Consider the following 13,942-nt stretch of genomic DNA (forward strand, 5'->3'; position numbering starts at 1 on the left):
CAGGGAAGTTCTTTCGTGAGAGTGTGAGAGTTCCCACGTTCAGAGAAGTTCTTCCGTGAGAGTGTGAGAGTTCCCACGTTCAGGGAAGTTCTTCCGTGAGAGTGTGAGAGTTCCCACGTTCAGGGAAGTTCTTTCTTGAGAGTGTGAGAGTTCCCACGTTCAGAGAAGTTCTTCCTTGAGAAAAGCGTGAGAGTTCCCACGTTCCAAAACCACAACCGCTTTTTCCAAACAACCTCTCTTTCATCCCCAACAGAAAAACCAAAAAAACACGCCCGGACTTACCTCCTGGTAATTGCTCAAAAGAAAAAGAAGAAGAAAAAATAAATCCCGATTCTCTCTTTCCGGATCGTTTTACTTTTATTTTGCCGAAATTACCGTTACACTACAAAGTCCTCGTAATAGCATCCAACGCTTTTGGAAGGTCTTCGAAAGAAATCGTTTCTTCCCCTCCTTCTCCTCTTGTGGGAGCGCCTCCAGGTACACCTCAACCATCCCCGGGAACACCTCCCTTAACAAATGAATGTGCCGGAGCGGTTCCGGCTCCCGTTACGGTCGGAAATTGTGCGGGACATTGTATAGAAGTTTCCGTCAACGGAACACTCTTGGAATTTACGGCAAAAGAAACAACGGCAGCAGTGTTAGACAGCTTCTATCTGGACGTAAGCGGTTCCTCTCCGCTGAGCGGCGCCGGGATCACTTTCGATTTTATACATCTCGGAAAAGAAGTAGGACTCGGCGCAACGGTCCCGATCGGATCCTACTCAACTCCAAAAGTTACTCTTTCTTCTCAGAGTTATGCTTGTATCATTGTCAGTTCTTACCGTTACTTCGATTCAAGTCCGGGTAATTTCTTTGACAGTTATATAACGAAAAAAATCATCCTCCCCTAATTTCTTCTATACATACTCCGATACCGATTCGATCGAAATACAAGTTCAAATCGGTTTTTTTCACACAATTCAAAACGATCGAAGCAATTTTCATTCTTTCACATTGCAAATTGACAAGTGTGGAAAAAAAATAATGAAAGTAATTCTTTAAGTCCTCTTGTTGTTTGTATTCAAAGTTGCTACGGATCTTAAAGATAGATCCCCGAAAACTCAAATACTTCCATCGAGGCTCGCCTATGATCATAAATCCCGCTCTTTCCAAGGAAGAAACAACTTCTGATTTTAATTCCCAATTCTTCCATTATTTGGATCGATTCGACTACGAAGGAGCCTTTCAATTCTTATCCTCCATCTTTCAAAACAAAACAAGTCAGAATAAAAAAGGAAAACCGACCGACTTCTTTCACGAAGAAGATTCTGACTCGATAAAAAACTTATTCACTCACTTTCAAGAAATGAATGACGCGTTTCATTTTTCGGAACCTCTTCAAAGCCGGGTCGAAAGAATTTTGAAAAATTTAGAAGAGAGTCTAACGGAAGAAAATCTCCTCTCCCATCGTTTCAAACCGTTCAATGGATTTCTTTTTAAAATGTCCGACTATGAATTCTGCAACGCTGTGATGGATTCGGTATATTTCGATTTTTCCGAAGGAAAAATCGATTCCGCGTTCGGGCTCAATCACGAAATGATCTGGGATGCGGATTCTTATCCTCCGGGAGAATCTTCCGAATATTACGATTTTATTTACGATCTCCAAGAAGGAAAATATCCGATCGTATTCGAAGGAAATAAAGTCTCCGGGAACGATCTTCACGTCCAAACAAAACTGCTCCTTTTTTCAAAAATGATAAGCGACATCGTAAAAACGCTCCTCGCCGAAGAACGATTTGCAAAAATTCCGAAGAAGTTTCCGTTCTTCGTATTGATCGATTCCCAAGAATGTTACGACTACAAAGGAAAGCCGTTTCTCTTCGAGGTGCTTCCTCGGATCGAACTCGATTCACTAAAAGAGAATCCACATTACAAGACATACCAATCTTCTTCACAAACGAATGATCCCGTTTCTTCAAGTGAAGAATTTCTCTTCGCGCTTTCCTTTTTTGAAAAAGCGGATTCGAGAGAATATAAACTTCTCTTAGAACTTGCGGATTCTCATCCGGAGTGGAAAGATTTACTCTTGCAAGCCGGAGTTTTCTCACTTCATAAAGGAGACGAAGACAAAAAGCCGGAATGGAAAACAACCTTCCTCAAAAGCGAAAACTCACCTTCCGATTTATCGTCACTGCAAAACCCAATTTCCGTCTCGCAAGGTCTGGATATGTCCGTCTTCTGGAAAAAAATTCGACATTATCCGGCTTCGGATTATTCCAATTTCTTTTGGAAACTTGCGGAGCTGAAATCGGAGCTTCATTTACAAACTGCAAAAGATTTTCAAAAAGAAATCTTTCTCAATTCTCCAAAGCCGCTTGGGGATACGTATGAGAATGCACTTCCATATATTCTGAATTTCTCATGTACGATCGTAGATTCTTATCTGGGAATACCGGAGATTTACAGAGAGGAACTCAAAGCCGCTTTTGAAAAAACTCTCGATCGGTTGCAGGAACTCCCTCACCCTGGATTCAAACTCAGGGCGATGGAAATACGAACACGTCTTTCACTCGGCGACTGGGATTCGAAATACAGCCCGATTCTTCAAAATGCGACGGAAGAATACATCAACCAGATGATCGGATTGATTCGTTGTATGCCGGAGGAATTTCCTTGGTTCGGGGATTCCTGGGATTTTATTTTCGAAGATCGTTTGCTCGTGCTCGGAAAACAGGCTAAACCCGTCGTTCCGGTTTTGACGGACGTTTTAGAAAGATACAATCGAGAATATTTCAACGAAGACGTTACGCGAAATCTCGCTCCCGTTTTTTACGAGATCGGAGCGGAAGATATTCATCCGCTGATCCACAAACTCCATAAAAATAACGAATTTTACATGGAAGAATTTTACTCGAAATGGTCCAAACAAGCGCCTGAGAATCGTTGGAAACGTTTTTCGGAAGTGATCGAGAATTCTCCGGATTTACTAAACTCTTCTTCCACTTGGGAAAAACTTCTCTATGACAGCGAACCGGGCTTTCGACTCTATTACGAAAATATTAAAAAGAGAAAGGAAAGAGATTCGATTTTTGCATACTTTCTCCTGGCCTTGCAAGACACACCGTCCGAGCTCGTGAGGAGATTCGCGCTTTTCTTTTTAGAATCCCAAAAAAAATCCGCTAAAATAAAGGAGCCTACTTTTTTTGAAATCATTTCGGAGAATACTGAAATTTTGACTCTTCTTCGATCGCAAATGTCTTTCACAGAAGAATTACAGAATGATTTGGACTTAGGTATCTCCGCAAAAGCGGTTGAGGCTTTTGTTAAATCGAACGAAGAATGTGAAAAAATTCTAAACCGAACGATCGAAGTACTTCCAGACAACGCTTTTCTACGATTCTTAAAAATAAAAACGATCGAGAACAAATACGGTCTGAGAAACGCAATGGAAGAATTAAAAAAGATTCTTCCCGATCTATGGAAAGAAGACTACGTCCTCAACAAAGCTTTTTTCTTATTCTGTCTTCAATCTCATAGGGATTGGGAAAACGTATCTTCCGAAGAAGTCTACGCGTTTTACGATAGAACAAAGATACTCTTTGAAAAAGAATTTTACAACGAAGGTAAATTCGCAGGTAACCTGGGTTCGTTTCGTATGAATTTATTCTCCAAGGTTTTGGAAAAAGAATATTCCAAGCTCGTTTTTACGGAACAGCAAATCTATCTAAAACAGAAAGCGGAAGAATATAAAGTCCTCGAAACGTTAGGAACGCTTTCCTCCGAAAAAATGGTCTCCCATTTAAAGCCGGAAAATTCTTCCTTAAACTTTGTAGTAGTTTCTAAGCTGATCAAAGAGGCTAAACGTTTTGAATCTTCGATTCTCCAAGTTCTTGATTGGACTGCGGATGAAAAAGTCCTCTTTCCCTATCTAAAACTTTTTTATCAGGATTCTTTTTTGAAAGACAAACTCTACGATCACCCCGTGTTTTTAGAGCATCTCTCCTATTTTATCCGGAATTACGATAAGATGAGCTCGAAAGAACTCGGAAAAATTCTTTTCAATCATCTAAAGGAAAAGAAGAATTCGAAAGCGATCGTAAATGCGGTAAAGACCCTGGATCAGGATACGATCGTAAACTGTTTTCTCTCCGTCCACTGGGCCTTTCAAAACGAAAATCAATTGAAAGAATTGGAAGAACTTACCGACCAAATTTTTAAAAAGACCGATTCGCGCAAACCGGAGTATGTTCTGATTGCGGGTAACTTGGGAGTGCTTTATATTCAAAACGGAAATTTGGAGAAAGCAAAAGATCTCTTTCAGAATCTTTTCTCGATGGATTGGAGTCGTTTCGATTATCAAAAAGACAAATCGGCTCTGGATATGGAAAAAATTTTAGGACCTGATATCCAAGAAGAATACGCCGCGATTTTTAGAAAGTATTTCGCCATGGCAAAGTTCAACGCGGCTTGTCTGTATTCCAAATTGGAGGATGCCTCTCAGGCGGTATCTCATTTAAAAGATGCGATTTCCATCGAACCCGAAATTTACAATCGCAAAAAGATTCTTTCCGAAACCGATTTTTCAACCATCATCGGAAACCAAACATATCAAGATTTTCTAAACTCTCTTCCTTGAGGACAAACGAATGTATAAAGAACAATTAAAACTTCTAAAAAGAATCCCCCTAAATTCCGCAAACCGATTTCTGATTCACAAAAGTCACGCCTTCGTCTGCGAATTGTACGGGTTAGCGCGCGAAATCCACATCCTCGACCTGACAGATCCGGCCGATCCAAAACATCTACGTTCGATTCGATTTCAACGTTCGATCGGAAGTCTTGCGATTCACAATGACAAGTTGTATGCGACTGAAAGTCTCAGAGCTCTTCACGAATTTGATCTTAGCGAGATCTCAAATCCAAAATTTTTAGAATCTTATATTCTGTTGGGATACGATCTCTACGACCTGCAAATACGCGAGGACAAAGCCGTTCTTGCAATGAACTGGCAAGGAGTTGGAATCGTAGACTTAAAAAAGCCGGATACGATTCAGCCGACGTTCATGCAGAAAATCGATAAGGGTTTTGTCAAGCAACTCGTTCCTTTTAGAGATAGTTTTTTACTCACCAATAACAGCGAATTCTTATATTCTATCTCCATACTCAATGGGAATCTAAACAAAATCGAAAAACATAGTTTTCCGGATTTTAAGCCCTCCAAAATATTCCCGAACGGCGAGGAGTTTCTTCTCTTCGGAGAAACCAAAAAAGGAAAAAAAGAATTTTCTTCTCTTCTACTTTTAGATAAGAATCTTGGAGCGATCGGAGACCCGATTGCGATTCGTAACAGCCCCGTAAAATGTCTTCCTCTATCGGATGGAAACATACTTTGTTGTTTTGATTATTCTTATTCTTATCTGGATCGGAAACAAAAAAAGATTCTTCCTTTGTTTGAACTTTTCGAAAACAGAGAAACAAAGGAGTATGTCGAAATTCCTTCCAAAGTAAAAAATCAATCTTCCGAATCCGACGAAGACGAATATGATTCCCGTCGAAATGATCTTTATTGTTTCGATTCTTTGAGTGCTCTTTATAAAAGGGGAAACCACTTGTTCGCTATTCACGGAAATTCTTTTCTTACATTCTTGATTTCCGAAGATTCTTTGCTTCAAAAAATCGTGGAATGATTTTTAGATCGAGTTCTTCTTTGCTCCTAAGTTGTTGCGAAGGATTCAGGGGCTCCCCGCGCCTCCAAAGACCCATGTGAGTTCCTACTCAGAAAGACTTTTGCTTGCTAATGATTATTTTTCGATGGCGCAATCGTCTGGAAACTTTTGCCGCCTGTCCGCCCACTAAAATCATGTAATGTACATCTCGGAACCTATAGACCAGAGACATGGGTTACATTTTTATAATCCTTGTCATGATGGATTTTTTTTAAGATTCAAACGGCTTGTATATTGAATATGTGATTTTCGGGATAGGACCGCGTGGCGTTTTCCCTGCGTTGTCTTTGTTACAAAATCCATTCTAAGGTTCAAATAGCTTAGGGGTAAAATGATGACTTTACGAGCGGGGTTTTTGTTAGAATTCTAATTCAGAATTTATTGCAAAACCTCGGAGTGTAGGAACTCCAATCAGAATCTATCAACAATCAATCCTTTAGAAAGTGCATAAACGGCTTTAAGGGACGTAATCTGTTGGAACTCCATCGTTTTTATTTCGAACAAACCGAGTGTTCTATACGATGAATTTTGAGATTTTAGGACAAGTTCTAAAATGTTCCTCCCAAACAAATCAGACCCTCCGGAGAATTCCTCCCTTAGAATGTAACCCTTTCCTTCGCTCGCCGCGGAACGAAAATAGAGCAAAATAGCTCCGAATTCTAAACTTCCAAGAGCGATTTTTACTCATCGGTATTTTTCGATAGAGTCAAGATCGCCAGTCCTTAAGCGACAATTCTCCCGTGTAAACGTTCCGCCCTGACTTCGTTCGATGGTTTTGAGAATTCCTACTCTATAAGAAGTGAGTCCACTCCTTAAAAAATGAACTAAAATCAAGAATCTCCGTATGTTGTTCTTTCAGGTAACCTCTTTATAAATCGATGAATAAGTATTATAATTTCAGATATCCCTACGCTTCACTTTTAATCCTGATTCTAAGCTCCTTCCTTCTTTCCAATTGTATTCGAAAACCGGACGGATCCTCTTTTATTGATACCGCGATTTTCTCAAATTTTCTGACAAACTCGCAAAGTCCGATTCAGCTCAAGGTTCGAGTGCAAGGACTTGCGGGCGGCGCGTCTTTTACGATTTCGGATCAGGACTCCGAAATCCTTTCGATCGCGGGGAACGGTGATTTTGAATTTTCAAAAAAGAAAACTAAGTATTCCGAATTTACGGTTTCGATCGTTTCTCAACCTGTCACAACTCCGAGCCAAACCTGTGTTATTACCAATCCTACCGGAATCTTAAACCCCGCTTCGAATCTTGTCGAGATCAACTGTGGAACTAAATTTTTCGCGCTCAATCTCAACGTTTTCGGAATCGCGAGCACCGCGACCGGAACTCTTTCCGTTCGAAACGGAGCGGTCGATACCTTGAATCTTACGACCGACGGTACGTATTCCTTTTCGGCTCAGGTTCCCGATTCGGGTTCTTATTCGGCCGCGATTCTTACAAATCCCAACAAACACAATTGTATCCTGGAACCGGTTCCCGCGGCTGCGGGAACGGTCAACGGTGCACCTGTGACGCTCAACGTGAATTGTTTGAGCCTGACCGATTCTTTGCCCGTGGATCAAACCGTGATCGGCCCGAATGACAATCTGATTTTTACATTTTCAAAACCGGTCACTCCGATGAGTTGTAATTTTGTAGCTCCGCCTGCGACGTGTTTGGCGGATCTGAGCGCTGCGGCCCTCCCCCCGGTCGCCGCAAATTACAACGGGAATAGACTCACGATCAGTCCGAATCCAAACTGGAACAACGGTCTTAGACAGTGCGTACAACTCGCGGGTTGTACGGAAGCCGGAACCAATCGTCCTTTCAATCTTCCTAGGCCCGCGAGTTACGCGGTTACGAATCAGATAAAATACGTGAGCGTCGGAGGTGCGGCTGTCGGTACTTGCAGCACCGTTGCAACCGCTTGTGCGAATATTCAATTTGCGATTTCTCAGTGTAATGTCCTTTCTCCTTGTTTTGTTTTGGTTTCTCAGGGAGTTTATTCCATCGCTACGATCCCCGATCGGATTCTTTTGATCGATCGACTGCAGCTCTTAGGAGGATTTAGACCGGACTTTCAACTAAGGGATACCGCCGCCTTTCAGACCACGATTCGGGACGACATGGGAATCGGTGTCTGCGGTGCAAACGATCCCACTTCCTGCACTCCGATCGCAGGCGGCGGACTCGCCCTCACTTCCGACGTTCTGATTCAAGGTTTTACGATCCTTACCAATTCGAATAACAGAGTTTCGACGGGAATCTGGTTGAACAATATCAATACGGGAGCAAGCTCGCTTTCGATCGACGGAAACATCGTTCTCGGCTCCAATTCCGCAGCCGCCTACGCACTGATGATTTCAAGATCGGGGGTCTACGCTTCGAACGTTTCGCCATCCTTTATCGTTTCCGGAAATTATATCCTGGGTGGAAGCGGCAACTCCATGTCGGTCGGCTTACGTTTGTTAAACGGAACACAAGGATTCGTATTGAACAACTCGATCAGCGGAGGTTCGCACTTAACCCTAAACGACGGTATCGATTCTTCCATAGGAATTACCGTCGGCAACGCGGTGAACAGTACGACTCAGTCTTTGGTGATCGCGAATAACATCATCAACGCGTTTCATGTAAACGGGACTCCGGCGGTTACCGCCACAACGTCAAGCGGCATCCAGGCTTTGTCCATCAACTCTCCGAACTTTTACGTTTTACACAATACGATCTACGGGGGAAACGGAAGCACTCGTTCTTACGGAATCCATCACCAAGCAACCGGAGCTCTGAACGTAAACGTGGTCAACAATCAGTTAAGTGCAAATCCGGCGGCGACCAATCGGATTTGTATGAACTATGACACGAATAGCGTGAACGGAGCATCCGATATTCGAGGGAATAACTTTTTAGGCTGTAATATTCCGGTTCAATCCTTTCCCGGCGGAACGTTTCGTCTTTGCGGACCGGAACCCGCCAGCCTGAGGGAATCCACCTTTTGTATCGCTCTTCTTACCAATTTGACCGCGATGAATTTCAACCACGATCCGCTTTTTCCGGCGCCGACCGGAAACCTGGACGTTTTTCTTCTGAACGGGAACTCCCGATGCAATTCGGTTTACGGAGGAGTGGATCCCGGTTATCCGCCTCCACTTTCTCAAATCTACCAGCGCGATATCCGAGGCGCTACAAGAACGGCTAACGTTCTTCCTGCCCCGGTACCGACCGGCTCTTTCGGCTATTCGATCGGAGCCTTCGAATACAACGGAAGTTGTGTTCCTTAGGGTTCATTTATTTTTTAATAGATTCTAATTTTATTATATTCTCGGAGAATGCTTTTGAGAATAAGAAGTCTACTTCGAACCGAAACGTTCTTCGGCTCGAAGTAGAGTCTTTTTTAAGCAGATTTTTCTTTCGAAAGTTTGTAGGAATCAATGATCCGATTCTTCTTCGAACGTCTTTTTATTTTAGAATTTCGATTCGAGTTCAAAAGTGCGAGTTCCATCTTTTGCGAAACTCAGCGTCTCGGTTCCATTGGTGCTCGATAGGTTTTGAAACAAGCGGCAAAGTAAAAACGAATTAAAAATTTAACACCAAAAGCATTTCGCTTATCAAATTCAATATTCGGAAGTTGAATTTATATAGTTTCCTTTTTAAAGCGGAATTTCCGGGTTTATTATTTCGAAAACGATAAGTCGTTTGTAATAATTTTATAAAATTAAGAAATACGAATGTACTAAAGAATAATTCTAAAAAAAGCGGGAGATAGAATTTGAAAACAAAAAGCCCTGTCCGATTCAGAAAAACTCAAACGGACAGGGCTTTTTCTAAGTTAAAAACTTTTTAAAGAGCGGAGATTCTTGCGATTGCTTCTTCTACGTCTTCTTTTTTTCCAAAAGCGCTGAGACGGAAATACCCTTCTCCTGCAGGACCAAAACCTGAACCCGGGGTTCCTACCACTTGAGCTTTTTCTAATAGACGATCGAAGAAATCCCAAGAAGAAAGATTGTCGGAAGTTTTAAGCCAGATATAAGGGGCGTTAACTCCTCCAAAAACTTCGTATCCCGCTTTTTTCAAACCTTCGCGAATTTTCGCGGCATTGGACATATAGTATGTTATGGATTCTTGAATTTCTTTTTTTCCTTGAGGAGAATAACAAGCCTCGGCGCCTTTCTGAGTCACATACGAAACCCCGTTAAACTTCGTAGTATGTCTTCTACTCCAAAGGGAATTGAGACTCACTTCTTCTCCGGCCTTGGTTCTTCCTTTGAGCTCTTTTGGAATCACGATATAAGCGCAACGTAGCCCCGTAAAACCCGCAGTTTTGGAAAAGGAACGAAACTCGATCGCCACCTCTTTCGCACCTTCCACTTCATAGATGGAACGGGGAACGCCGGGTTCGCTGATAAAGGCTTCGTATGCGGAATCATATAAAATGATAGAATTGTTTTTCTTCGCGTATTCAACCCAAGCCTTGAGGGCTTCTTTCGTAGTTACGGTTCCGGTCGGGTTGTTCGGATAACAAAGATAGACGATGTCAGCTTTTTCCTTTGGAATCTCAGGTTGAAAACCGTTCTCCTTTGTCGCGGGCATATAGATCAAATTGGAATATCTTCCGTCGGCTCCGATCTCACCCGTTCTTCCCGCCATCACATTCGTATCCACGTAAACGGGATAGACCGGATCCGCGACCGCGATCTTCGCATCCGTAGAAAAAATTTCCTGAATGTTGCCGCAGTCGCATTTGGAACCGTCCGAAACGAATATTTCACTTTCGTCTATTTTGATTCCCAGGGTTCCGTAGTCGTTGTCCGCGATGGACTTTAACAAAAACGAATATCCTTGTTCCGGTCCGTAACCATGAAAACCGCCCGCCGTTCCCATTTCTTTCGAAGCCGCGACCATCGCGTCCACGACGGAAGGAACGATCGGAAGAGTTACATCCCCGATTCCTAAACGTATGATTTTTGCTGAAGGATTTTTTTCGGAGTATGTCTTTACACGTTTGGAAATTTCAGGAAATAAATATCCCGCTTTTAATTTTAAATAATTCTCATTGATGTTCGCCATCTTCGTTTTCCCTTTCGATTAATTTTCTTCCGGCAAAACCTTCTTCGTAACCGTGTTCAAAAAGAAGGTCCTCCTCGCCGAGGTGCCAGCAATAATATCCGTTTCCGTGATCGAAGTCTATGAGCCAGAGTCCTTTGACTTCGATTCCGTATTCTTGAACCTTGGAAGACCATTCGAAAATCGAACTCCGAACCGATTCTTCCTTTTGTTCCATTTCGTTCTCGGGAAGAATTTTTTCCCGAAGTTCCGTCGTCAGTTCCGATACATAAGAATAGTATTCTTCCGTAATCTCCCTCACCGTGGGTAGAATTTTACGAGCCTCTTCGTATGTCCAGATTTTACGTTCCAAAAAGAATTAGAAATCCTGCCCTAAAGAAAGACAAAGAAGAGTCATTCTGCTTACGACTCCGTATCTCGCCTGTCTGAAGTAGGCCGCGTTCGGAAGATCGTCCACGTCGGTGGAAAGTTCGTTTACCCTTGGAAGAGGATGTAAGATCGTAGTATCCTTTTTCGAAGCAAGAATCAGCTCTTTGTTGATTTTAAAAAGATCCTTGAGTCTTTCGTATTCCTTGTGATCCGGAAATCTTTCCTCTTGGATGCGGGTAACGTAGGCCACGTCGCAGTCCCAGACGGCTTTGATATCGGCCGTTTCTTCCCAAGTGATAGAAAAACCTTCCAGTCCTTTTTTATAGGATTCGGGAAGCGCCAACTCGGGAGGGGAGATCAGATAAAGATGAACCTTATAGTGTCTGAGAAGATTGATAAGCGAATGGATCGTTCTTCCGTATTTTAGATCTCCGATAAAAGCCACGGTAAGACCGTCTAACGTTCCTTTTTCGGAAATGATCGTGTAAAGATCCAAAAGAGCCTGAGTCGGATGTTGTCCCGCTCCGTCTCCGGCGTTGATCACCGGAATTTTGACGGCCCCCGCCGCGATTCTTGAGGAACCTTCCACAGGATGCCGAATCACTGCGATATCCGCGTAGGCTTCGATCATCTTCATGGTGTCATACAACGTCTCTCCCTTTGAGATGGAGGAGAATTGAAACCCGACGGTGGAGATCACCCTTCCCCCGAGACGTTCCATCGCTGCTTCAAAAGAAAGACGTGTTCTTGTCGAAGCTTCGAAAAATAGAGAAGCCAAAAGTTTTCCGGTTAAAATTCCAAAAGCCTTATTCTGTTCCACAAGGCGTTCCATATCCCTGGTTTTTCCGATGAGAAAATCCAGATCCGCTTTGGAGAACTGCTCCGTATCCAAGACATTCTTATGATTATAGGACATTAAGCGACAGAATGTAAAAAATGCCCCTTTTGACAATCAAATTGAAGCCGAGCACGTCGCAAATTTGGGGATTCTTATAAAATCTTAGAATTTTCAGGAAGAGGCAAAAGTCCGCGAAACTGATTGAAGGTTTGTCGAACAAGAGAAAGGTCGATTTGATCTTCCGTCTTTACGAATTGATCGGGAAGACGGTTCCAAGGACAACCCGGAAAAAAATGATGAATTCGATGATAGTTGAAATTGAGAAAGAGAATGGAAAAAATCCGGGGAACTCCGAGATTGAAGGAAGAATTTGAATCATCGATTTCTTTTCCGTAGTGATACGAATGATCCAAGACGGAAACTATAAAACCTCTTAAGATCAAGGCCGTTCCTAAAACCCAGAAGAAAGAATTCGAAAAAAAGAAAGCAGCGAGGAAGAGAAAAAAAATGCAGAAAGAATCGATCCTCAACTCGCGAACGATTTCAGGTTTTTGAATCTGTTTAAAAAAAGCCTTCTGCACCGGAAGACGGGATAAATATTTTTCCGCGAATGGAATCGAAACTGAAAGCGGTAAGGATAAAAGAAAACCGCCGGCGACTTCCAAAAAAAAGGTTCCTTGTAAGAGTTTTAAGTAATAGAAGATTTTTTGGAACAAAATGGGAGTTCCGTTTTGTTCTAAGAATTCGATTCTTTCCCCTTCTTCCCGATTGAATTTATGATGCATGAGATGTGCCGTCTTTGCGACTTGATAAGGAGTTCCAAAAAGAATACAAAGAATTCTTCCAACAAGACGACTTTCGTCGCGGGAGTTCGAAAAATTTCCGTGAACACATTCGTGAATCAAAGCCCAAAGAGTATAGGAAAAAAACGTGGATAAAAAGAGGAGGATTCCGATAGACCAGATCGATTGAAAAAGTCCGATCGTGTTTCCGAAATAGAAAGATAAAAAGAATACGCTTAACAAAAAAGCGATCCATCTATTTTTCTTTTCGGGAAGATTTCTTCGAGGAGCGTTTGTCATTCTTTGAATCCGGAAACCGTTTTTCCTTTTTTTAAAGAGAAGTAAAAATTCTACAATTGAAAATTAGGTTCCCTTCGAGAGTTCCTAAAAAAGGATTTTCAATCAAAAAAGATCCGAGTACAAGTCGCGAGATAACTTTGGGGGAGAATCCGGATTTTCACCAAAGACAAGGATTTTTCTTTTCCGTCCCAAAACGACTCAACCGCGAAAGGACAAGACGAATGTCGGGAGAAGCAAAAACGTGGGGCCTTGCGTTCGAAGAATAGCTTATACACAGATGAATTGAATCTTCCGGAAAATCTGTCGTAACTACGACAAACTCTTCCGTGAAAGCCGCGCGCCCCGCCCGATTTTTGGGTGGAGGGGCGGGGGGCGGAAAACTCCGGGTGTTTTTCCTATATCACAGAATTATAATTTTGCAAGGAATATTCCCTCTCAAAGCTTTTGTCGGAACTCCTACAAGAAATCCTACTGGATCCTTCTTCATTCTAAATAGCTTTAAAACTTGTGGGTAAGGTATGCCATTTTCGGGCGGAGGAGCGGGGTGAAAAAAATCGTGAAAATTTTCTCTATCAGAAACTGAATATTTTGCAAGTAAAAAGTTGTCTCTCCCAAATGTAGGAACTCCTATGAAAATCCGGATCGGGGGCCCTTGTTGATTCTCAATAGTTTTTCCAAAATGCGCGAAAGAATATACATTTGAAGACCGATTCCGGAATCCAAAAAAAGAAAACCGCCTCTTTCTCGAATCGAAAAATTCTCCATTCTTCAAGAAAAAGGTTTTAAAAAGAAGGCCGAACGAACGCTCGTCCGAGCTTGACCAAATTTAATAAAAGATAGATTAGTATATTCTAAATTATAAATTTATAAACAAAGGATCAATATCC

Annotated in this window: 9 protein-coding genes; 4 read left to right on the plus strand and 5 right to left on the minus strand. The window is 42.2% G+C overall.

Annotation, left to right across the window (positions count from 1 at the left end; translation table 11 throughout):
* Positions 1-362 precede the first annotated feature (362 nt).
* On the plus strand, positions 363-890 hold the full coding sequence (locus JWG44_RS12505; RefSeq protein WP_205275300.1) for a hypothetical protein: 528 nt from the start codon (positions 363-365) through the stop codon (positions 888-890).
* Here the strand turns inward: JWG44_RS12505 and JWG44_RS12510 are convergent.
* The gene (locus tag JWG44_RS12510) at positions 877-1,134 is read right to left on the minus strand and encodes a hypothetical protein (RefSeq protein ID WP_205275301.1); all 258 of its coding nucleotides are present in this window, start codon (positions 1,132-1,134) and stop codon (positions 877-879) included. The two genes, JWG44_RS12505 and JWG44_RS12510, sit on opposite strands and share 14 nt — an antisense overlap.
* On the opposite strand from JWG44_RS12510, the gene JWG44_RS12515 reads away from it, so the two are divergent.
* The 3 genes from JWG44_RS12515 to JWG44_RS12525 all read left to right on the plus strand — a co-directional run bounded on the left by JWG44_RS12515 (position 1,127) and on the right by JWG44_RS12525 (position 8,983).
* Positions 1,127-4,618 carry a tetratricopeptide repeat protein gene (locus tag JWG44_RS12515; RefSeq protein ID WP_205275302.1) on the plus strand — a complete coding sequence of 1,164 codons (3,492 nt, stop codon included), beginning with the start codon at positions 1,127-1,129 and terminating at the stop codon, positions 4,616-4,618. The two genes, JWG44_RS12510 and JWG44_RS12515, sit on opposite strands and share 8 nt — an antisense overlap.
* Before the next feature lie 10 nt (positions 4,619-4,628).
* Positions 4,629-5,669 (plus strand): LVIVD repeat-containing protein, encoded by a 1,041-nt coding sequence (locus JWG44_RS12520; protein ID WP_205275303.1) that lies wholly within the window; start codon positions 4,629-4,631, stop codon positions 5,667-5,669.
* A 917-nt stretch (positions 5,670-6,586) separates the two neighbouring features.
* Positions 6,587-8,983, plus strand: coding sequence for a right-handed parallel beta-helix repeat-containing protein (locus JWG44_RS12525; RefSeq protein WP_205275304.1), 2,397 nt, complete (start codon positions 6,587-6,589; stop codon positions 8,981-8,983).
* A 559-nt stretch (positions 8,984-9,542) separates the two neighbouring features.
* Here JWG44_RS12525 and JWG44_RS12530 read toward each other — a convergent pair.
* From JWG44_RS12530 to JWG44_RS12545, 4 genes are all read right to left on the minus strand, one after another.
* Positions 9,543-10,769 (minus strand): LL-diaminopimelate aminotransferase, encoded by a 1,227-nt coding sequence (locus JWG44_RS12530; RefSeq protein WP_205275305.1) that lies wholly within the window; start codon positions 10,767-10,769, stop codon positions 9,543-9,545.
* Positions 10,753-11,118, minus strand: coding sequence for a DUF2203 domain-containing protein (locus JWG44_RS12535; protein WP_205275306.1), 366 nt, complete (start codon positions 11,116-11,118; stop codon positions 10,753-10,755). The genes JWG44_RS12530 and JWG44_RS12535 overlap by 17 nt, the downstream gene beginning before the upstream one ends.
* Before the next feature lie 6 nt (positions 11,119-11,124).
* Positions 11,125-12,051, minus strand: a complete 927-nt coding sequence (pyrB, locus tag JWG44_RS12540) for an aspartate carbamoyltransferase (protein WP_205275307.1) — start codon at positions 12,049-12,051, stop codon at positions 11,125-11,127.
* Between the two features lie 74 nt (positions 12,052-12,125).
* Positions 12,126-13,055: a fatty acid desaturase family protein gene (locus JWG44_RS12545; RefSeq protein WP_205275308.1), complete on the minus strand. Its 930-nt coding sequence runs from the start codon at positions 13,053-13,055 to the stop codon at positions 12,126-12,128.
* Positions 13,056-13,942 lie beyond the last annotated feature (887 nt).

This window comes from Leptospira ainazelensis (assembly GCF_016918785.1).
In the GTDB taxonomy this organism is placed as follows: Bacteria; Spirochaetota; Leptospiria; order Leptospirales; family Leptospiraceae; genus Leptospira; species Leptospira ainazelensis.

Coding starts and splice junctions, on each gene's coding strand:
- JWG44_RS12515 (WP_205275302.1), top strand. CDS start 1,127: ATGATCATAAATCCCGCTCTTTCCAAGGAAGAAACAACTTCTGATTTT.
- JWG44_RS12510 (WP_205275301.1), bottom strand. CDS start 1,134: ATGATCATAGGCGAGCCTCGATGGAAGTATTTGAGTTTTCGGGGATCT.
- JWG44_RS12520 (WP_205275303.1), top strand. CDS start 4,629: ATGTATAAAGAACAATTAAAACTTCTAAAAAGAATCCCCCTAAATTCC.
- JWG44_RS12525 (WP_205275304.1), top strand. CDS start 6,587: ATGAATAAGTATTATAATTTCAGATATCCCTACGCTTCACTTTTAATC.
- JWG44_RS12530 (WP_205275305.1), bottom strand. CDS start 10,769: ATGGCGAACATCAATGAGAATTATTTAAAATTAAAAGCGGGATATTTA.
- pyrB (WP_205275307.1), bottom strand. CDS start 12,051: ATGTCCTATAATCATAAGAATGTCTTGGATACGGAGCAGTTCTCCAAA.
- JWG44_RS12545 (WP_205275308.1), bottom strand. CDS start 13,055: ATGACAAACGCTCCTCGAAGAAATCTTCCCGAAAAGAAAAATAGATGG.